This is a genomic window from Phaeobacter piscinae (genome assembly GCF_002407245.1).
In the GTDB taxonomy this organism is placed as follows: domain Bacteria; phylum Pseudomonadota; class Alphaproteobacteria; order Rhodobacterales; family Rhodobacteraceae; genus Phaeobacter; species Phaeobacter piscinae.
In genome coordinates this window covers 2,696,776-2,717,698 of record NZ_CP010681.1, presented here as the reverse complement: position 1 = coordinate 2,717,698, position 20,923 = coordinate 2,696,776, and the positions used below count along the sequence as shown (strand labels likewise).

Sequence of the window (20,923 nt, the reverse complement as noted above, 5' to 3'; positions counted from 1 at the left end):
CAAAGAAAGCGGAATAATAAGCGCCCAATTTTACGGCAATTGAAAAAGCCTGCGGTGCGCCGGAAGTTGGTCACCCGCGTGTGGAAGCGCTTTAACCTTGGCGGTGCTGGCGGTAGCTTGGCGGCATGACAAATGCTCCCCGATTCATTCATCTGCGCACCCATACCGAATATTCGCTCTTGGAAGGCGCGCTGCGGCTGAAGAAGCTGCCGGATCTCTGTAAAAAACACGAGATGCCCGCGATTGCGGTGACCGACACCAACAACCTGTTTGCCGCACTGGAATTTTCCGTTGGGGCCAGCGGGGCCGGGGTGCAACCGATCATGGGGTGTCAGGTGGATCTGCGGTTCACTGAGCCGGCCCCCGGGGAGCGGCCAAAACCGCCCGCTCCGCTGGTGCTGCTGGCGCAGAGCGAGACCGGCTATGAGCATCTGATGAAGCTGAATTCCTGTCTTTACATGCGCGAAGGCAGTGAGCTGGCGCATGTGACGCTGGAGGAGCTTGCGGCGCATTCTGAAGATGTGATCTGCCTCAGCGGCGGGCCGGACGGGCCGGTGGGGCGGCTGTTGCAGATGGGGCAGCGTCCGGCGGCTGAAGCATTGATGCAGCGGCTGAAAGAGATGTTCCCGGATCGTCTGTATGTGGAGTTGCAGCGTCATCCCGGAGAGCATGGCCAACCAGAGGCGGAGCAGGCGACCGAGCGCGGCCATGTGGAAATGGCCTATGCCATGGATCTGCCGTTGGTTGCCACCAATGACGTCTATTTCCCGAACACAGAAATGTATGAGGCCCATGACGCGATGATCTGCATCGCTGAGGGCGCCTATGTCGATCAGGCCGAACCACGGCGGCGTCTGACGGCGCAGCATTACTTCAAGAGCCAGGAAGAGATGGTGGCGCTGTTTGCCGATCTGCCCGAAGCGATTGAGAACACGGTGGAGATTGCCAAACGCTGCGCCTTCATGGCGTATCGGCGCGATCCGATCCTGCCGAAGTTTGCCGATGACGAGGTTGCAGAGTTGCGCCGCATCGCCAATGAAGGCCTGCAGCAGCGGCTGGCGGTGATCCCCCATGCGGTGAGCGTCGAGGAATACCAAGAGCGGCTTGATTTCGAGCTGGGCATCATCGAGGGGATGGGGTTCCCGGGCTACTTCCTGATTGTTGCCGACTTCATCCAATGGGCCAAGGATCACGATATACCGGTGGGGCCGGGGCGGGGCTCCGGTGCGGGCTCCTTGGTGGCCTATGCGCTGACGATTACCGACCTTGATCCGCTGCGCTATTCGCTGCTGTTTGAACGCTTTCTGAACCCGGAACGGGTGTCGATGCCGGACTTCGACATCGACTTCTGCATGGATCGCCGGGAGGAGGTGATCAAATACGTGCAGGAGAAATATGGCCGCGATAAAGTTGGGCAGATCATCACCTTTGGTGCGCTGTTGTCGAAGGCGGCGGTGCGCGACATGGGGCGGGTGTTGCAAATGCCCTATGGCCAGGTGGACCGGCTGTCGAAGCTGATCCCGGTCGAGGGCGTGAAGCCGATGTCTATCGTGGACAGTCTACGCGAAGAGCCGCGGCTGCGCGAGGAGGCGGAGAACGAAGAGGTTGTCGACCGGCTGCTGAAATACGGCATGCAGGTTGAGGGACTGTTGCGATCAGCGGGCACCCACGCGGCGGGTGTGGTGATTGGCGATCGACCGCTGGATGCGCTGGTGCCGCTTTACCGCGATCCGCGCTCGGACATGCCCGCGACCCAGTTCAACATGAAATGGGTGGAGCAGGCAGGGCTGGTCAAATTCGACTTCCTTGGCCTAAAGACGCTGACCGTCATTCAGAACGCGATGGATCTGATTTTCCAGTCGGGCCGTGATCTGCATGTGGCCGCCGATGGCACCCAGCTTTATGATCCGCCGGAGGGGGCGGAGAACCAGATCAACGCCATCCCGCTGGATGACACGGTCACCTATGATCTCTACTCGCGGGCCAAGACTGTGGCGGTGTTCCAGGTGGAATCCACCGGCATGATGGACGCGCTGAAGCGCATGAAACCCACCTGTATCGAAGACATTGTGGCGCTGGTGGCGCTGTATCGTCCGGGCCCGATGGAGAACATCCCGGTCTATTGCGAGGTGAAGAACGGCCTGCGCAAGATCCAGTCGGTGCATCCGCTGATCGACCACATCCTTGAGGAAACCCAGGGCATCATCGTTTATCAGGAACAGGTGATGCAGATCGCCCAGGTGATGGCGAATTACACGCTGGGCGGCGCCGACCTGTTGCGTCGCGCCATGGGTAAAAAGATCAAGGAGGCGATGGACGCCGAGCGTCCGAAGTTTGAAAAAGGTGCAGCGGAAAACGGCGTTCCGGCCAAGAAGGCGTCGGAAGTTTTCGACCTGCTGGAGAAATTTGCCAACTACGGCTTCAACAAATCCCACGCGGCGGCCTATGCGGTGGTCAGCTATCAGACCGGCTGGCTGAAGGCGAACCACCCGGTGGAGTTCATGGCCGGCGTCATGAACTGCGATATCCATCTGACGGACAAGCTGGCGATCTACTTCGAAGAGGTCAAGAAAGGCCTGCGCCTGCCCTATGTACCGCCCTGTGTGAACCGCTCAGAGGCGACATTCAATGTGGTCAAGGGGGAGCTGGTCTATGCGCTGGGCGCGCTGAAAAACGTCGGGGTGGAGGCGATGCGTCTGGTGACCGCGGCGCGGCGTGAGAGCGGTGAGGACAAGCCCTTTGCCACGCTGTTTGATTTTGCCCGCCGGGTGGATCTGAAAAAGGTCGGCAAACGCCCGCTGGAGATGCTGGCGCGGGCCGGGGGCTTTGATCAGCTGGACCCCAATCGCCGTCGGGTGTTTGAAAGCCTCGGCGCGCTGGTGGATTATTCCTCCGCCGTCCATGACCAGCGCAATTCCAGTCAGGTGTCGTTGTTCGGTGAGGCGGGGGAGGATCTGCCAGAGCCGCGTCTACCCGGCACCCCGGACTGGCTGCCTGCTGAGCGGCTGTCGGAGGAGTTCAAGGCGATTGGGTTCTACCTCTCGGGTCATCCGCTGGACGACTATATGCCTGCGCTGAAACGCAAGGATGTGATGACGCTGGACGAGGTGACGGCCAAGGCGGAGCGCGGGCCGTTCATGGCCAAGATGGCCGGTGTTGTCGCCGGTCGGCAGGAGCGTAAATCGGCCCGCGGCAACCGCTTTGCCTTTGCCCAGCTGTCGGACACCAGCGGGGGCTATGAGGTCACGCTATTTTCTGAAGTGCTGGAGAAATCACGTGAATTTCTGGAAACCGGCGCCAAGGTGGTGATCACCGCAGAGGCCACGATGGAGAGCGATCAGCTGAAGCTCTTGGTGCGCTCTGTCGGGCCGGTGGATGCGGCGATTGCCGATGCGGGACGCAGTTCGCTGCGGGTCTATATCTCGCAGGCGAGCGCTGTGGCGACGGTGGCACAGGTGCTGGAGGATGCCAAATCCGCCGCCCGCAACGCCGCGCGAGGGGAGGTTTATATGTACCTGCAGGATCCCGGCCTGCCCGGTGATGTTGAGATGGATCTGGGCCAGCCCTTCCCCATCAACCCCCAGATCAAAGGCGCGCTGAAATCGCTGGACGGGGTGATGGATGTGGAGGAGATTTGAGGGCGTAGGCCTTCGCTTATCGGGATGAAAGGCCGCGCACCTCCCTCAATACCACGGCGGGTCGTGGGTGTGATCCTTGCCCATTCCACCTGCGCGCGCGACGGTGTTTGCCAACCAAGGAACCATTCAATTGACCAACCACCCAGATCTTACTCTGCGGGTTGCAGATATGGCGGATGCGTCCAGCCTGGCGGCGCTGTCGCTGGAGGTCTGGATCGGGACCTATCTGCGCGAGGGGGTGAGCGGGTTCTTCGCCGATTATGCGCTGGCGGAGCTGACGACCGCGCGGTTTGCCGAGACGCTTGCTGATCCGCAGGAGCATGTCATTGTCTCGCAGAACCGGGTTGGCATTGATGGCTATGTCCGCATCAGTCGCGGGCGTCCGGGGCCGACACCGGGCTGTTCGGACGTGGAGATCACGACGCTGTATGTGCAGCCACGCCACCATGGGCGGGGCATTGGGGCTGCACTGCTGCGCGCGGGTCTGGCCCATTGTGCGGAGGAGGGCGTGGCGCGTGTCTGGCTGGCCAGCAATGCCGAAAACACCCCGGCCAAGGCGTTCTACCTATCACAGGGGTTTGAGCGGGTTGGGGAGACACAGTTTGTCATCAACGATCAATCGTATCTGAACGACGTCTTTGCGCGCAACTGTCCGGGGTGAGCAGCCCCTTCACAGGGCGGCGTTGAAGACGGAATTGGTGTCCAGAAGATATTGGGAGATGATCGGGCCGCTGGCGGCGCCGATGGCGCGGGCGTTGGGGCCGATGGCGCCGCATTCGATGCGGGGCAGGATCAGACCGCGGGCGTCAAGAGCCGCCAAAGCGGTGCGGGTGCGGTCGACCAGAGCCGCGCGGATGGTGTCGGGCAGGGCGCCGTCGATCAGTACCGCTTCGAAATCCATCACCGCGCAGGTCGCGAGGCTGGCGCGGGCGATGGCGTCTGCGGCCTGATCCAGCCAGGGGGTGACCTCGGCGTCAAATCCGGACCAATGCATCGGCAGCTGCCAGAGCTGGCCGGGATCCTTGCCCGCATCGCGCAGGCGCTGTTCGAGGAGGTGGATGGAGGCAAGGTCCAGGAGCTTTGCCTCCTGCCCGTCGGGGCCAAGCATCGACAGGGAGCCAAGCGCGCCGGCGTTGCCTTGATTGCCCTCCAGCACCCGGTGATTCAGCACCACGCCGCCACCGATGAAGGCGCCGACGAAAAAATAGGCGTAGTCGCGATAGGCCTTGCCCCGGCCATACATATGTTCGGCGCGGCAGGCGGCGGTGGCGTCATTGACCACATGCACGGGCAGGGCACTAAAGCGCGCAATTTCAGATGTGAAATCAACCGTCTGCCAGTCGGCTAGTGCCTCTGCGGGGGCGTTGATCTGGGCATGCCAGGTCCAGAGCTGGAAGGGGGCAGCAACGCCGATGCCGCAGATGCGCGGGTGCAGCTCTGGCGGCAGTGCCGCCTCGATCTGGCGCATGCTGTCACGCAGGAAGTCAAAGACCACCGCGGGCGTGGGGTAGGGGTAGCGCAGCCGCAGCTGCTGGCGCACCGCACCGCAGACATCCATCAACAGCACCTCGACGCTGCGGCGGCCGATCTTCAGCCCGTAGGAGAAGAGGCCGTCAGGATTGAGACCCATGGGCACCGACGGCTTGCCAACCCGGCCGCGCTGGGTCTCGCCACGCCTGAGCAGCCCATCGGTTTCCAGCTTGCGCAGGATGACGGAGACAGTCTGTGGCGACAGGCCTGTCCCCCGCGCCAACGCGCTGCCGGGCATCGCCCCGTTGCGCTGCAGAAGAGACAGGATCAGCCGTTCGTTGAACACGCGGACACCGGTCTGATTGACACCGCCGGTCAGGGATCTGGCTTGCTCTTGTTCCATGCGGCGGACCCTAATCACGCTTTGAGACCTGAGGAAAGTGCGGATATCGACTTAATAAGTCAAGTTGATTTACTTATTGACAGGGAGGTCAGAATCACGGCCCTCTATGGGCGACACGACGGCTGGCCCGTCCTGTGTTTGTTTGTGCGTTATGATGCTGAGGGAGGACATCATGAAGAAATTGCTATTGGGAACCGCGCTTGGATTTGCGGCCATGTCTGGCAGCGCCTTTGCGGCGGAGGGCGTGACGGCCTGCCTGATCACCAAGACCGACACCAATCCGTTTTTCGTCAAGATGAAAGAGGGCGCCGAGGCCAAGGCGGCAGAGCTGGGCATGACGCTCAAAAGCTTTGCCGGGAAGGTGGATGGCGACCATGAAACCCAGGTTGCGGCGATTGAGACCTGTATCGCCGATGGGGCGAAGGGCATCCTGCTGACCGCCTCCGATACCTCGTCAATTGTGCCGGCGGTGCAGCAGGCGCGCGACGCTGGTCTGGTGGTGATTGCGCTGGATACCCCGCTGGAGCCGATTGATTCCGCCGATGCCACATTTGCCACCGACAATTTTCTGGCCGGTGAGCTGATCGGCAAATGGGCAGCAGCAAGCCTGGGCGATGAGGCGGCCAATGCAAAGATTGCCATGCTGGATCTTGCTGTCAGCCAGCCCACGGTGGGCGTGCTGCGCGATCAGGGATTCCTGCAGGGGTTTGGCATTGATCTGGGCGATCCCAACAAATGGGGCGACGAGACTGATCCGCGCATTGTCGGCAATGATATCACCGCAGGTAACGAAGAAGGCGGTCGCCGCGCGATGGAGAACCTGCTGGCCAAGGATCCGATGATCAATGTGGTCTATACGATCAATGAACCTGCCGCTGCGGGGGCCTATGAGGCGCTGAAGGCGATCGGGCGTGAAAATGACGTGCTGATCGTCTCTGTTGATGGCGGCTGCCCTGGTGTGCAGAACATCAAGGATGGTGTCATTGGCGCGACCTCGCAGCAATATCCGCTGCTGATGGCCTCCAAGGGGATCGAGGCGATCAGCGCCTGGGCCAGCACTGGCGAGAAACCAGCACCGACACCGGGCAAGGCGTTTTTTGACACCGGCGTGGCGCTGGTGACGGATCAGCCTGCTGAGGGCGTCGAGAGCATCAACACCGATGAGGGCACCAACCTCTGCTGGGGCTAAGTCCGGGCATCCGGTTCGGCCTGACCTCTTGACGACGGATTGGCAGCGCCACCGGATACGCAGGCATATCTCGCAGGCGATCATACCAACCCATCGAGCAGATCGTGGGTGCTGAAATAGACAGGGGCGGTGGCAACATCGCCCCCTCTGCACCGCTGCGGATCTGACCCGCAGTTCAATCCCCGGATCGGGACCATGCGACCCGCCCGGATGCCGGATGTTACGGAGACAGATATGACCACGCCCCAAAGCTATGAAGCGGCGGCCAGCGGCAGCCCCGAGGCCGTTGCGGATTTTGACCAGGGAGAGGCCTCCTTTATCAGCCGATTGCAGCATCTTCTGCATGTGACGCCATCGCTGGTGCCGCTGATTGTGCTGGTGCTGTCGGTGATCGTGTTTGGGCTGCTGCTGGGGAGTAAGTTTTTCTCCCCCTTTGCGCTCACGCTGATCCTGCAACAGGTCGGTATTGTCGGCATCGTGGCCTGTGCGCAGTCGCTGGTGATCCTGACGGCGGGGATCGACCTGTCGGTGGGCGCCATCATGGTGCTGAGTTCGGTGGTGATGGGTCAATTCACATTTCGCTACGGGTTGCCGGTTGAGGTGGCGGTGGCCTCTGGCCTGATCTGCGGCACGCTTTGCGGATTTATCAACGGCTGGCTGGTGGCGCGGATGAAGCTGCCGCCGTTCATCGTGACGCTGGGCATGTGGCAGATCGTGCTGGCGACGAATTTCCTCTATTCCGCCAATGAGACCATTCGCAGCCAGACCATCGCCGCCGAGGCGCCGCTGTTGCAGCTGTTTGGCGAGAAGATCAAAATCGGCGGCGCGGTGTTCACCTATGGGGTGATCTTCATGGTGGTTCTGGTGCTGTTGCTGGCCTATGTGCTGCGCCACACGGCCTGGGGGCGGCATGTCTATGCGGTGGGCGACGACCCGGAGGCCGCGGAGCTGTCGGGAGTCAAGGTCAACCGCGTGCTGATCTCGGTCTATATGCTGTCGGGGCTGATCTGCGCCTTTGCCGGTTGGGCGATGATCGGGCGGATCGGATCGGTGTCGCCGACTTCGGGCCAGCTGGCGAATATCGAGAGCATCACAGCGGTGGTGATTGGGGGGATCTCGCTGTTTGGCGGGCGCGGGTCGATCCTTGGGACGTTTTTCGGGGCGCTGATTGTCGGGGTCTTTACCCTTGGGCTGCGCCTGTTGGGGGCGGATGCACAGTGGACCTATCTGCTGATTGGCCTTCTCATTATTGCGGCGGTGGCCGTGGATCAATGGATCAGAAAGGTGTCTGTCTGATGGAACCTATTTTGAAAGCCCGCGGTCTGGTGAAGCGTTACGGGCGTGTGACGGCGCTGGACCATTGCGATTTTGATCTGATGCCGGGAGAGATCCTTGCGGTGATCGGTGACAATGGGGCCGGGAAATCCTCGCTGATCAAGGCGATTTCCGGCGCGGTGATCCCGGATGCGGGGGAGGTCTGGTTGGAGGGGCGCAAGGTGGCGTTCCAATCGCCGATTGATGCGCGTGAAGAGGGGATCGAGACGGTTTATCAGACGCTTGCAATGTCGCCTGCGCTGTCGATTGCCGACAATATGTTCATGGGGCGTGAGCTGCGCAAACCCGGTTGGCGGGGCAATCTGCTGCGGCAGCTGGATCGCGCCCGCATGGAGCAGGTCGCCCGTGACAAGCTGAACGAGCTGGGCTTGGCGACGATCCAGAACATCAATCAGGCGGTGGAAACCCTGTCGGGCGGTCAGCGTCAGGGCGTAGCCGTGGCGCGGGCGGCGGCCTTTGGTTCCAAGGTGATCATTCTGGATGAGCCAACGGCGGCGCTGGGTGTCAAGGAGAGCCGCCGGGTGCTGGAGTTGATCCAGGACGTAAAATCACGTGGCATTCCGATCATCCTGATCAGCCACAATATGCCCCATGTGTTTGAGGTTGCGGATCGCATCCATGTGCACCGGCTGGGCAAGCGGCTCTGCGTGATTGATCCCAAACAGCACAGCATGTCGGATGCGGTGGCGTATATGACCGGCGCGCAGGTGCCGTCCGAGGATCTGACGGCGGCATGACGCAGGAGGTGACATCACTGGCGGATCTGGTCACTGCCATTGAGGCGCTGCCATGTCGGCCCGGTCGGGCGCGGCGACTGGTTGCGCTGGCAGGCGCGCCGGGCAGTGGCAAATCCACCCTCGCAGAGCTGCTGGTGCGGGCGCTCTGTGCGCAGGGGACGTCAGCTGCGGTGGTGCCGATGGACGGGTTTCATCTGGACAACCGGTTGTTGTCGGAGATGGATCTGCTGGCACGGAAAGGCGCGCCGGAGAGCTTTGATCGGGCGGGGTTTCAGCGGCTGATAGAGGCCATGGCGGTAGACGAAGAGGTGATTTACCCCGAGTTCGACCGCGCACGGGACATTGCCATCGCAGGCGCCGCACGGGTGGATGCAGGTGTTGAGGTCGCTGTGGTGGAAGGCAATTATCTGATGTTTGACGCGCCGGGCTGGCGTGATCTGGCGGCATTGTGGGATGTATCGGTGCGGGTCGATGTCCCGCGCGAGATGCTGCGCGAGCGGCTTGTGGCACGCTGGCAGGCCCATGGCCTGAGCGATGCTGAGGCAGAAGCGCGGGCGGAGGGCAATGACCTGGCCAATGCAGATCGTGTGGCCGCCGCCGCCCTGCCTGTGGATGTGATCTGGAGAGGTAAGACAGAATGATCCTGTGTTGTGGAGAGGCGCTGATCGACATGATCCCGGCGCCGGTCGCGGGGGGCGTGGCCACCATGGATGGCGCAGAGGCGCAGACCGGGTTTGTACCCCATTGCGGCGGCGCGGTGTTCAATACGGCGATTGCGCTGGGGCGGCTGGGGCAGGAAACCGGCCTGTTCACCGGCCTGTCGCGCGACCTGTTCGGCCAGCAACTGGCGGCGGCCCTGACGGCGTCACATGTGGATCACGGGTTTGCCGAACGGTCGGATCAGCCCTCTACTCTGGCTTTTGTGCATCTGCGTGACGGTCATGCGGAGTATCATTTCTTTGACGAGAATTCCGCCGGGGCCAGCCTGCGTCCTGACAGGTTGCCGGAGCTGTCTGAGGATGTGGAGACGTTGTTCTTTGGCGGGATTTCTCTGTGCAATGGCGCTGCGGCGGAGACCTATGCAACGCTGGCGGCGCGCGAGCGGGGGCGCCGGATCATCATGATCGACCCCAATGTGCGGGCCGGGTTTGCCAAGGATGAGACGGCCTATCGCAGCCGCTTGGCGGCGATGGTGGCGGGGGCCGGGATTGTCAAAGTCTCGGATGAGGATCTGCACTGGATCTATCCCGGCGATGCACCGATTGAGGAGAAAATCCGTCAGGTTCTGACCGGGGAGACCGGGAGGGGGCCAGGGTTGGTGATCCTGACGCTGGGCAGCAAGGGCGCGAAGGGGTTCCTGCGGTCCGGCCCCACGGTCGAGGTTCCTGCGCAGGTGGCGGTGGTTGCGGATACTGTCGGGGCTGGCGATACGTTTAATGCAGGCTTTCTGGCCGCAGCGAGCGAGGCTGGCGTGCTGGCGGATGCGGCCTGCGGTGAGATGGATCCCGAACAGCTGCGCGCCTGTCTGGGATATGGCGCGCGGGCGGCGGCTGTCACGGTATCCCGTCCCGGTGCAAATCCGCCTTGGCGCGATGAACTGAAGGGCTAAGGCGCTCGGTCCAATCCCCATCAATGCCAGATTTGTTGAGGCGCCACCAAGCCGTGACCGCCGGTGTGGTGCGTTGCGTTTGGGATTGTCCGAACTTGAATGTTCATGTATTGTTCTTGTGAGTTGTGCAGCGAAGGATTGATGTGATGATTGACGGGAGCTGTTGCTGTGGAGCGGTTAAATTCCGACTGAAGGCGGAGCCAAGCATGATGGGCACGTGCCATTGTTCGCGCTGTCGAAAGGCGGGGGCGAGCACCATCGTTTTTGTGAAACGGGAAGATCTGACCTGGGTCGCGGGCAGGGATCAGGTGGCCCTCTACCAGCCGGGCGCGCCGTATAAATACGGGAGATGTTTCTGTAGGATCTGCGGCAGCTCGCTTGGTGAAATCCTATCCGAAGAGGACAGTTTCCCGATTGCCGCAAATGCGCTGGACAGCGAGATTTCGACCAGAAACCGGTTTCATGAATTCGTGTCGGAGAAGCCCGGCTGGTATGAGATTTGCGACGATGCGCCAAAATCCAGCGGTCATCCGGCCTGATCCACCCGCTTTGAGCGGGGTATAGCCGTGGCCATCCCGCAGCGCCGTTTGCACAGGGCTGCGGGAGTGTTGCTGTCGGGCCTGCGCGGTCAGCGTGGCAGTTGGCTGGCGGCGCGGGCGAGGTCGCGGATGCCGTCCCAGTCACCTGCCTCAATCAGTTTCGCCGGGGCCACCCAGCTGCCACCGGCGCAGACCACGTTGGACAGCGACAGGTAGCTGTTTGCATTGTCCGGGCTGACGCCGCCGGTGGGGCAGAAGCTGATCTGCGGCAGCGGGGCGCCAATGGCCTTGAGCGCGGGCGCGCCGCCTGAGGCCTCAGCCGGGAAGAGTTTCAGCATGTCATAGCCGCGCGCGAACAGGCGCATCGCTTCGGAGGCGGTGGCAGCACCGGGCAGCATCGGCAGGCCTGCGGCTTCCGCCGCGTCCAGCAGCGTGTCGGTGGCACCGGGGGAGACGCCGAACTGTGCCCCGGCAGCGACGGCGCGGGTGACATCCTCTGGCGTGACCAGCGTGCCTGCACCAACAACGCCGCCTTTCACCGTCGCCATTTCGGCGATCACATCCAGCGCGGCGGGGGTGCGCAGGGTGACCTCCAGCGCGGGCAGGCCACCGGCGACCAGCGCCTCTGCCAGCGGGCGGGCGTGGGCGACGTCATGGACAACCAGAACCGGCACGATGGGGGCCAGTTGGCAGATCTCGCGGGCACGGGTGCTGGCGTCTTGTGGGGTGATGGCCATGGGTCAGTCTCCGGTCAAGGTCGAGAATACGGTGGCGCCGGTGTCGGCAGAGGTGACGGCATTGCGGAATAGCGCGAACATCTCGCGGCCGGTGCCATGCTGATAGGCGGAGAGATCGGCGACCACTGGCTCGCGGGCATCAAACCCCTCGCTCAGAACCTCCAGCGTCCCGGTGAGGGCATCAACCCGCACGATGTCGCCGTCACGCAGTTTGGCGATTGCGCCGCCATCCAGCGCTTCCGGCACCACATGGATGGCGGAGGGGATCTTGCCCGAGGCGCCGGACATGCGGCCATCGGTGACCAGCGCCACCTTCTGACCGCGCCCCTGCATGATGCCGAGGAAGGGCGTCATCGAATGCAGCTCCGGCATGCCGTTGGCCTTCGGCCCCTGGAAGCGGACCACGATGACAACGTCGCCTTTGTCCAGCTCACCCGCTTTGAAGGCGGCCTTGGCCTCCTCCTGGTCGTGGAACACACGGGCCGGGGCTTCGACCACGCGATGTTCGGGCGCGACGGCGGAGATTTTCATCACGCCGGTGCCGAGGTTGCCAGACAGGCGGGAAAGCCCGCCGGTGGGCTGGAAGGGGTCGCTGGCCGGGCGAATGATCTTGTCGTTGAGGGTCTCGGCGGCGCCGGGTTTCCACACCAGACCATCGTCACCAAGGAAGGGTTCGGCGGTGTAGCTCTCCAGTCCGCTGCCTGCGACCGTGCGGGTGTCGGCGTGAAGGTGACCAGAGTTCAGCAACTGGCCGATCACATAGCCCAGTCCACCTGCGGCATGGAAGTGGTTCACATCGGCCAAACCGTTGGGATAGACCCGCGCCAAGAGCGGCACCACGTCAGAGAGGTCAGAGAAATCCTGCCAATCCAGAATGATGCCACCAGCACGAGCCATCGCGATCAGGTGGATCAGCAGATTGGTGGAGCCGCCGGTGGTCATCAGCCCGACGATGCCATTCACATAGGCGCGTTCATCCAGAATATCGCAGACCGGCGTATAATCATTGCCAAGCGCGCTGAGGGCGAGGGCACGGCGGGCGCCTTCCTCCGTGAGGGCAGCACGCATATCGGTGCCTGGATTGACGAAGGAGGAGCCGGGCAGGTGCAGACCCATGAATTCCATCAGCATCTGATTGGTATTGGCGGTGCCATAGAAGGTGCAGGTGCCGGGGCCGTGATAGGCGGCCATCTCGGACTTGAGCAGCTCGTCACGCCCGATTTCACCGGCGGCGAATTTCTGGCGGACCTTGGCCTTGTCGTCGTTGGAAATGCCGGAGGTCATCGGACCGGCGGGCAGGAACACGGCGGGCAGATGGCCAAAGACCTGCGCGCCGATGACCAGACCCGGCACGATCTTGTCGCAGACGCCGAGGTAGACGGTGGCGTCAAAGACATTGTGGCTGAGGGCGATGCCGGTGGCCATGGCGATGGTGTCGCGGGAGAACAGGCTCAGCTCCATTCCCGCCTCGCCCTGGGTGACGCCATCGCACATGGCCGGCACGCCGCCTGCGACCTGCGCCGTGCCGCCAACGCGTCGCACCGCGTCGCGGATCCGTTGCGGGTAGGTTTCAAACGGCTGATGCGCCGAGAGCATATCGTTGTAGGCGGTCACAATGCCGAGGTGCCCGGCGGTGCCTTCGGCGAGGGGCATCTGATCCTCACCGGTGGCGGCATAGGCATGGGCCTGACCGCTGCACGAGAGATGGGCGCGAGCAGGGCCTTTGCCCTTGGCCGCGCGCATCCGGGCCAGATAGGCAGCGCGGGGTTTGGCGCTGCGGGCGATAATTCGGTCTGTGACGTCGCGGACTGTTTGGTTCAAACGCATCAGGTGCCTCTTTCAGTCAGTCAGGTGCCGGTTGGTCGGATCGTGTCGGGAGCGAGAACAAGCAGGTTCAGGAGCCGATGCCGCGCCAGCGTCGGTTGTCGCGGTGCATCAGCAGCAGCGCATCCTCTGGCCCGGAGCTACCGGGATCATAGGGCTGTGGGCTGTCATTGCTGTTGTCGGCCCAGCCCGCGATGATCGGATCGGCCCAGGCCCAGGCGGCCTCGACCTCATCACCGCGCATGAACAGGGTCTGGTTGCCCCGGATCACATCCATGATCAGCCGTTCATAGGCATCCTGCGGGCGTCCGGCCTCTGGCAGGCTGTCGGCGAAGGTCATGTCGAGATTGGCGCCGGTCAGGCGCATGCCACCGGGGCCGGGATCCTTGATCGTAGTGCGCAGGGTGATGCCCTCGTCCGGTTGCAGGCGAATGACCAGCACGTTGCCTTTGATGCCGCCGGTGCCGGTGTCCTCGGCAAAGATGTTGTGCGGTGGATCGCGGAAGAACACCGCGATTTCCGACTCGCGGGCGCGCAGGCATTTGCCAGTGCGCAGGTAAAACGGCGTGCCGGCCCACCGCCAATTGGCGACCTCCACCTTCATCGCGATGAAGCTTTCGGTGGTGCTGGCGGGATTGCCTGCATGATCGCGGTAGGAGTCCCCCTCCGGGCCGCGATATTGACCGCGCGCAATCTGATCCGGGGCGACAGGGTTCAGCGCCTCGATCACCTTGACCTTCTCGTCGCGCACGGCGTTGGGGGTGAAGCGGGCGGGAGGTTCCATCGCCGTGAGGCACAAGAGCTGCATCAGGTGGTTCTGGACCATATCGCGCATGGCGCCGGATTTGTCGTAATATTCGCCGCGCCCTTTGACGCCGATGCTCTCGGCAACGGTGATCTGCACATGGTCGATGTGCGAGGAGTTCCACAGGGGTTCAAAGAGCGAATTGGCAAAGCGCAGGGCCATCAGGTTCTGGACGGTCTCTTTGCCTAGATAATGGTCGATCCGGTAGATCTGGTGCTCTTCAAAATTGGCGCGCAGGGCGGCATTCAGCGCCTGGGCTGAGGCCAGATCATGGCCGAACGGTTTTTCCAACACGATACGGCTGTCGGGGGTGGCGATCCCGGTGGAGCGCAGACGGCCCGCGATATCGGGGAACAGGCTGGGCCCGACGGAGAGGTAGAAGGCGCGGATGGCATCATCGCGCAGCAGATCGCCAAGCGCCTGCCAGCCGTTGTCGCCGCGCGCGTCTACAGCGGTGTAGTGCAGCAGTTCCACGAAGGCTGCGATTTCGTCGTCGCTGGTCTCGCCCGGCTGGCCATAGGTGCGGATGGCGTCGGCGACCATCTCCTGGAATCCCTTGCGGTCCATTTCGCTGCGCGAGGTGCCGATAATGCGGCAATCGTCAGAGAACTGTCCGATCTGGAAACGGTGGAACAGGCTGGGCAGGATCTTGCGGCGGGCGAGGTCCCCGGTCGCACCAAACAGCACGAGGTCAAAGGACTGGACGGGAATGACGCGGGATACCATGGCTTTTTCTCTGTCAGCTGAGGGGGCGGAAGGGCGGCGGGCGGATCAGGTAAGTTTGGACAGCAGGCCCCGGGTGGAGCCGTCTTTGGCCTCGTAAGCCTCGGGCGGGGCGGAGCCATCGACCAGCGGCAGCAGGCTGACGGCCAGTTCTTTGCCCAGCTCCACACCCCATTGGTCAAAGGAATTCAGCCCCCAGATCACCCCTTCGACAAAGACGCGGTGCTCATAAAGCGCGATCAGCTGGCCAAGCACAAAGGGCGTCAGTTTCGGATAGGCGAGGGTCACAGAGGGGCGATTGCCGGCAAAGGACAGGTGCCCGGCCATCTGCTCCAATGCCTCACCGGTGAAGCCGCGTTTGGCGGCGATGGCGCGGGCGTCCGCGTGCGAGCGGCCCAGCATCAGCGCTTCGGACTGGGCGAGGCAGTTGGAGATCAGAAGCTGGTGGTGATGGGTCAGATCCCCCTCATGCGCCTCGGCCGCGATAAGGAATTCAGCAGGCACCACGCGGGTGCCCTGATGCAGCAGTTGATAGAAGGCGTGCTGACCGTTGGTGCCGGGTTCGCCCCAGACAATCGGGCCAGAGTCGCGCGGCAGTCGGTTACCATCCAATGCGACGCTCTTGCCGTTGCTTTCCATATCCAGCTGCTGGAGATAGGCGGGGAAGCGGGCCAGACGCTGGTCATAGGGCAGGATCGCGCGGCTGTCGTAGCCGCAGATATTGTGGTGCCAGATGCCGGTCATCGCGAGCATCACCGGCAGGTTCTCGCGGAACGGTGCAGTGCGAAAATGCGCATCCATCGCAGCGGCACCGGACAGGAACTGGCGGAAATCCTCCGCCCCGATGGCGATCATGATCGGCAGACCCACCGGTCCCCAGAGCGAGTAGCGCCCGCCCACCCAATCGGCAAAACCGAAGACCCGTTCGGGGGCAATGCCAAAGGCGGCGGTTTTGTCCTGCGCGGTGGAGACGGCGGCCAGATGGGCGGAGGTGTCCTCTCCCAGCGTGGCGCGCAGCCAATCCAGCGCGGTGCGTGCATTGGTCATTGTCTCGATGGTGGTGAAGGTCTTGGAGGCGATGATGACCAATGTGGTCTGCGGATCCAGCCCCTTCAGCGTGTCGGCGATATGGGCGCCATCCACATTGGACACAAAATGGCAGCGCGGACCGTCGTGGTAGGGCGCCAGTGCCAGGGTCGCCATGGCGGGACCAAGGTCAGAGCCGCCAATGCCGATGTTGATCACATCGGTGAATTTTGCCCCGGTGCTGGAGCGTAGGGTGCCATCGCGCAGCGCCTCGGCGAAGCTCTCCATCTGTTGCAGAGTCTGGCGGATGGCAGGCAGGACATCGTCACCATCGACCTTGATCGCGGTATCGGTCTGCGCCCGCAGGGCAGTGTGCAGCACGGCGCGGTCTTCAGTGGGGTTGATTTTCTCACCGCGGAACATCTGGCTGATGCGATCCGCGAGGCCCGCCTCAGCGGTGAGACGCTCGAGCAGCGAGAGCGCGGTGGTGTCCAGCGCGGTTTTGGAATAATCCAGAAGCAGACCGTCGGTTTCGACAGAGAAAGCCTGAAACCGGTCGGGCGCGTCAAACAGCGACAGCAGCGCGGTATCGGCAGTCTGTGCGTGGTGCTCTGCCAGAAGTTGCCAGGTCTGCGTCATCGTCGGTCTCCCTCGGTTGGTCTTGCCCAGTTGTGATCCATCCAGTTGCGAATCACTCCGGGGCACCGCTGCCGTCTAGTTAGCGCTAACATGTGTATTTGTAACGCCCTAATATAGCAGGCCGCCGGAATAGGCCCAATAGATCGGTCCGGTGAGCTGTGCCTGAAACAAGAGCGCGCGCAGCAGCGCGCGATCAGATACGTTGTCCCGCAGCGTCGAAGGTAAGGCAGTTGGCAGGGTCGAAATCGAATTGCAGCGTCTCGCCTACATCGGTGTCATGCTGGCCAAAAAGCCGCGCCGTGAAGGTGAGGTTCTCGCCCATGTCGACGAGGATATTGGTATCTCCGCCCAGCTTCTCCACGTGAATCACCTCCCCCGCGAGGGGGCCATCAGGGCTGATGCGGGCGTATTCCGGGCGGATGCCGATGAACTGACCGGCAGTGCCGCCAAGGCGAAGGGCCGGCACAAAATTCATCGCAGGCGCGCCGATGAATTCGGCCACAAAGCGATTGGCGGGGTTGTTGTAAAGCTCCATCGGCGTGCCGACCTGTTCAATACGGCCATCGCGCAGCACCACGATCTTGTCGGCAAGTGTCATCGCCTCGATTTGGTCATGGGTGACGTAGATCATGCTGGCCGACAGCTGCCGGTGCAGCCGGGCGATTTCCAGCCGTGTGTTCATGCGCAGGGCCGCATCAAGGTTGGAGAGCGGTTCATCAAAGAGAAACAGTTTCGGTTCGCGCACCACGGCGCGGCCAATGGCGACCCGCTGGCGTTGGCCGCCGGAGAGTTCGGAGGGGCGGCGGTCCAGATAGTCTTCCAGCGACAACATGCGGCTGGCCTCGGCGACGCGGGCGGTGATTTCCTCTTTGGGCTGGCGTTCCTGTTTCAGCGCCAACGCCATGTTTTCGCGCACGGAAAGATGCGGGTAAAGCGCGTAGGACTGAAACACCATGGCAATGCCGCGTTTGGCGGGTGGCGTGGTGGTGACAGTCTGGCCGCCGATGGAAATTTCGCCTGCGGTGGCATCCTCCAGCCCGGAGATAACCCGCAGGAGGGTGGATTTGCCACATCCTGAGGGGCCGACAAAGACCACGAATTCGCCGTCTTCGACGGTGAGGTTGATGTCTTTCAGCACCTCGACCGGGCCAAAGGACTTGCAGACATTGGTGAGCTGTAGGGCAGTCATGGCGGTAATCCTTCAGGTCTTCGGGGGCAGAGATGGAGAGGCGGGCGCTGTGGCCTCGGCCTCTGTCAGGTCAGATGTCAGATCGACAGGCGCGCCGCTGCGGATGCTCTGGTCGGCGGCCAGACAGATCGCCAGCGAGGCAACGGCGTCCTGCATATGCCGCTCCATGTCGAGGTCGTCGGCAATGACGCGCAGCATATGGGCCTGTTCAGCCGCGCAGAGGGCGTCATGGTCGGGTTCGTCGGGGAGGTCTATCTGGCGGTCGGGGATGCCTTGCGCGCTGCGATGTACGATCAGGCTGCCGACGGCGGTATGGCCATCCACATCGTCCGAGCCGCCCCTGTCTGTTTCGGTGATCGAGACGGAGCCATTCGGCGAAATCACGTCTTTCACGAAATAGGCGGTCTCCGACATCATCGGACCCCAACCGGCCTCGTACCAGCCGACGGAGCCGTCGGAGAAACTCACCTGAAACTGGCCGTAGTTATACATATCCTCGGCGATTTCGTCGGACAGGCGCAGGCCGATGCCGTGAACGCGCTGGGGCGTGGCATCGGTGATCTGGCACATGACATCGACGTAATGCACACCGCAATCCACGATCGGAGAGGTGGTCTGCATCAGCGCTTTATGGGTGTCCCATGTCGGCCCATCGGACTGCTGGTTGAGGTTCATGCGGAACACATAAGGCGGGCCGAGATCGCGGGCCTCAGCAATCAGACGCAGCCAGCTGGGGTGATGGCGCAGGATATAGCCCACCATCAGTTTGCGCCCCAGACGGCGGGCGGCGTTGGTCACAGCGCGGGCGTCAGCAACCGTGGTGGCCAGCGGTTTTTCGACAAACACATGCGCGCCGGCCTCCATCGCGGCGATGGCATAAGCGGCGTGACTGTCTGAATAGGTGGCAATGACCACCAGATCGGGTCTGCTTCGCGCCAGCGCCTGATGGAAATCGCTAAAAACCGGATAGTCCTGCAAGGGAGCCTGCGCGGCGCCACCAGAGCGGTTGACGAGGCCGACGATCTGCGCGGTGTCATCGTGGTGGTGAGCCAGAGCATGGGAAAACCCCATGTTGCCGAGGCCAGCAATCAGAACACGGGTCATTGGCTGTCTCCTGAATGGCGGTTCAGCTGCACAGCGGTTGAGTGCGCCGGACCAGGAGATGACAGAGGTCTGCCATCTTGGGGGGCTGGTCCGGCGCGGCCCGGCATCAGGACCGGGCAGGGGGATGGTTTGCGCGGCAGCGTCATTTGACCGCCCCGGAAGTGATGCCGCGAATGAGCTGGCGTGAGAAAATCACGTAGAGCACCATCACCGGCAGAATGGCCATTGACAGGGCGGATAGCACGGCGTTCCAGTCGGTGACGAACTGCCCGATGAAGACCTGGCTGCCCAATGTCAGCGTCTTGGTCTCCTCGGCCGGGGCCAGAATCAGCGGGAACCAGAGATCGTTCCAGATCGGGATCATGTTGAAAACCGCGACGGTGGCCATGGCTGGGCGCACCAGCGGCAGGACCAGTCGGAAGAAGATGGTGTATTCCGACAGCCCGTCGATGCGACCTGCGTTTTTCAGATCGTCGCTCACCTGTTTCATGAATTCCGACAGGATGAACACCGCCAGCGGCAGCCCTTGCGCGGTATAGACAAGGATCAGCGCAGTCAGCGTGTTCACGAGGCCAGTGTCCACCATCAGCTCCAGAATGGCGACGGTGCCGATGCGGATCGGGATCATGATGCCAAGGGCGAGGTACAGGCCAAGCAGCATATTGCCCTTGAACCGATATTCCGCGAGGGCAAAGGCGGCCATGGCGCCAAACAGCAGCACCAGTGCGAGGGAGACCACGGTAACAATCATCGAGTTCTGAAAATAGAGGAAGAAGTCCCCCTGCTTCAGGACGGTCTGATAGCCGACCATCGAAAACGTGTCTGATGTGGGCAGACCCAGCGGGTCGCGAAAGATCGCTTTGCGGGTTTTGAAGCTGTTCACCAGAATGACGAAGACCGGAAACAGGGCGATCAGCGTGTAGGTGATCAGCGCGCCATGCGCGAGGATGCTGTTGAACGGGTTTGAGCGGGCTTTGTTCATCGTCCGATCCTCAGAACTGGTAGCGGCGCAGACGGGTCTGGATGCCGAAGAGATAGATACAGACACCGATCAGGATGATCGCGAACATGGCGGTGGCAATCGCGGATCCCATATGCGGATCGCCCAATTGCAGCTGAAAACCGAAGAAGGTGCGATACATGAAGGTGCCGAGGATATCGGTGGAGAAGTCCGGCCCAGCGAGCGCGCCTTGGGTGGTGTAGATCAGGTCGAAGGCGTTGAAATTGCCGACAAATGTCAGGATTGAGATGATCCCGATGGAGGGCAGGATCAGCGGCAGTTTGATCTTCCAGAAGGCGGCCATTCCGGTGATGCCGTCAACCTCGCCCGCCTCGATCACCTCTTCCGGGATCGACAGAAGGGCTGCGTAAATCAGCATCATCGGGATGCCGACAAACTGCCAGACGGAGATCAGCGCCAGCGTGGTCAGGGCGTAGTCTTCCTTGCCAAGCCAGGGTGCGAACAGCCATTTCAGGCCGATGGCGTCCAGGAGATCCGGTGTGATGCCCCAGATCGGCGAGAGGATCAGTTTCCAGGCAAAGCCGACGATGACAAAGCTGAGGATTGTGGGCACAAAGATCGCCGTACGATAGAGCGCTGCAAAGCGCAGCCGGGGATGGCTGAGGATCGCCGCCAATGCCACCCCGATCGGGTTCTGCACCAGCATGTGAACAAAGAAAAACCAGAAGTTATTGCCAAGCGCGTTCCAGAACTGTTCAGACCAGTTGGGATTGGAAAACAGGGTCTCGAAGTTGGCAAGGCCGACGAACTGGCGGATCTGGTCGCTTTCGCTGTAGAGCGCGAGCCGCAGAGTATTGAACAGTGGGAAAATCATGATGGCGGTGTAGACCAGCACAGCGGGCGCAAGGAAAACGGCAATATGCCAGCGTCTGCGCGGTTTATGAGAGGTATTTTGCATGATGTGTCCCATCTGTCGGCGGGTCCGGGCCGCATGG

At 62.2% G+C, this 20,923-nt stretch carries 17 protein-coding genes; 8 read left to right on the top strand and 9 right to left on the bottom strand.

Going from position 1 to position 20,923, the window contains the following annotated elements; translation table 11 throughout:
* The first annotated feature begins 125 nt into the window (after positions 1–125).
* Both dnaE and phaeop14_RS12755 read left to right on the top strand, forming a co-directional pair.
* The gene (gene dnaE / locus phaeop14_RS12760) at positions 126–3,638 is read left to right on the top strand and encodes a DNA polymerase III subunit alpha (protein ID WP_096789753.1); all 3,513 of its coding nucleotides are present in this window, start codon (positions 126–128) and stop codon (positions 3,636–3,638) included.
* 130 nt (positions 3,639–3,768) lie between these two features.
* On the top strand, positions 3,769–4,299 hold the full coding sequence (locus phaeop14_RS12755) for a GNAT family N-acetyltransferase (protein ID WP_096789752.1): 531 nt from the start codon (positions 3,769–3,771) through the stop codon (positions 4,297–4,299).
* A 9-nt stretch (positions 4,300–4,308) separates the two neighbouring features.
* On the opposite strand, the gene phaeop14_RS12750 is transcribed toward phaeop14_RS12755, so the two are convergent.
* A complete protein-coding gene (locus phaeop14_RS12750) occupies positions 4,309–5,511 on the bottom strand; it encodes an ROK family transcriptional regulator (RefSeq protein WP_096789751.1) in 1,203 nt (400 codons plus the stop codon).
* A gap of 172 nt (positions 5,512–5,683) precedes the next feature.
* On the opposite strand from phaeop14_RS12750, the gene phaeop14_RS12745 reads away from it, so the two are divergent.
* The 6 genes from phaeop14_RS12745 to phaeop14_RS12720 all read left to right on the top strand — a co-directional run bounded on the left by phaeop14_RS12745 (position 5,684) and on the right by phaeop14_RS12720 (position 10,920).
* The gene (locus phaeop14_RS12745; protein WP_040179492.1) at positions 5,684–6,700 is read left to right on the top strand and encodes a sugar ABC transporter substrate-binding protein; all 1,017 of its coding nucleotides are present in this window, start codon (positions 5,684–5,686) and stop codon (positions 6,698–6,700) included.
* A gap of 234 nt (positions 6,701–6,934) precedes the next feature.
* On the top strand, positions 6,935–7,996 hold the full coding sequence (locus phaeop14_RS12740) for an ABC transporter permease (RefSeq protein ID WP_040175556.1): 1,062 nt from the start codon (positions 6,935–6,937) through the stop codon (positions 7,994–7,996).
* On the top strand, positions 7,996–8,772 hold the full coding sequence (locus phaeop14_RS12735) for an ATP-binding cassette domain-containing protein (RefSeq protein ID WP_040175555.1): 777 nt from the start codon (positions 7,996–7,998) through the stop codon (positions 8,770–8,772). The genes phaeop14_RS12740 and phaeop14_RS12735 overlap by 1 nt, the downstream gene beginning before the upstream one ends.
* Positions 8,769–9,413, top strand: coding sequence for an AAA family ATPase (locus phaeop14_RS12730; protein WP_096789750.1), 645 nt, complete (start codon positions 8,769–8,771; stop codon positions 9,411–9,413). Before phaeop14_RS12735 ends, phaeop14_RS12730 begins: the two co-directional genes overlap by 4 nt.
* A complete protein-coding gene (locus tag phaeop14_RS12725) occupies positions 9,410–10,381 on the top strand; it encodes a carbohydrate kinase family protein (protein ID WP_096789749.1) in 972 nt (323 codons plus the stop codon). The genes phaeop14_RS12730 and phaeop14_RS12725 overlap by 4 nt, the downstream gene beginning before the upstream one ends.
* A gap of 206 nt (positions 10,382–10,587) precedes the next feature.
* A complete protein-coding gene (locus phaeop14_RS12720) occupies positions 10,588–10,920 on the top strand; it encodes a GFA family protein (RefSeq protein ID WP_241770629.1) in 333 nt (110 codons plus the stop codon).
* 89 nt (positions 10,921–11,009) lie between these two features.
* On the opposite strand, the gene eda is transcribed toward phaeop14_RS12720, so the two are convergent.
* The 8 genes from eda to phaeop14_RS12680 all read right to left on the bottom strand — a co-directional run bounded on the left by eda (position 11,010) and on the right by phaeop14_RS12680 (position 20,886).
* A complete protein-coding gene (gene eda / locus phaeop14_RS12715) occupies positions 11,010–11,657 on the bottom strand; it encodes a bifunctional 4-hydroxy-2-oxoglutarate aldolase/2-dehydro-3-deoxy-phosphogluconate aldolase (protein WP_096789748.1) in 648 nt (215 codons plus the stop codon).
* A 3-nt stretch (positions 11,658–11,660) separates the two neighbouring features.
* The gene (gene edd, locus phaeop14_RS12710; RefSeq protein WP_096789747.1) at positions 11,661–13,484 is read right to left on the bottom strand and encodes a phosphogluconate dehydratase; all 1,824 of its coding nucleotides are present in this window, start codon (positions 13,482–13,484) and stop codon (positions 11,661–11,663) included.
* A gap of 67 nt (positions 13,485–13,551) precedes the next feature.
* On the bottom strand, positions 13,552–15,012 hold the full coding sequence (zwf, locus tag phaeop14_RS12705; RefSeq protein ID WP_040175546.1) for a glucose-6-phosphate dehydrogenase: 1,461 nt from the start codon (positions 15,010–15,012) through the stop codon (positions 13,552–13,554).
* A 45-nt stretch (positions 15,013–15,057) separates the two neighbouring features.
* Positions 15,058–16,674 (bottom strand): glucose-6-phosphate isomerase, encoded by a 1,617-nt coding sequence (gene pgi / locus phaeop14_RS12700; RefSeq protein WP_096789746.1) that lies wholly within the window; start codon positions 16,672–16,674, stop codon positions 15,058–15,060.
* 193 nt (positions 16,675–16,867) lie between these two features.
* Positions 16,868–17,863 (bottom strand): ABC transporter ATP-binding protein, encoded by a 996-nt coding sequence (locus phaeop14_RS12695; protein ID WP_096789745.1) that lies wholly within the window; start codon positions 17,861–17,863, stop codon positions 16,868–16,870.
* Positions 17,864–17,875: 12 nt separating this feature from the next.
* A complete protein-coding gene (locus phaeop14_RS12690; protein WP_096789744.1) occupies positions 17,876–18,967 on the bottom strand; it encodes a Gfo/Idh/MocA family protein in 1,092 nt (363 codons plus the stop codon).
* 142 nt (positions 18,968–19,109) lie between these two features.
* Positions 19,110–19,949 (bottom strand): carbohydrate ABC transporter permease, encoded by an 840-nt coding sequence (locus phaeop14_RS12685; RefSeq protein WP_040179514.1) that lies wholly within the window; start codon positions 19,947–19,949, stop codon positions 19,110–19,112.
* 10 nt (positions 19,950–19,959) lie between these two features.
* The gene (locus phaeop14_RS12680) at positions 19,960–20,886 is read right to left on the bottom strand and encodes a carbohydrate ABC transporter permease (protein WP_040175537.1); all 927 of its coding nucleotides are present in this window, start codon (positions 20,884–20,886) and stop codon (positions 19,960–19,962) included.
* Between the last annotated feature and the right edge of the window lie 37 nt (positions 20,887–20,923).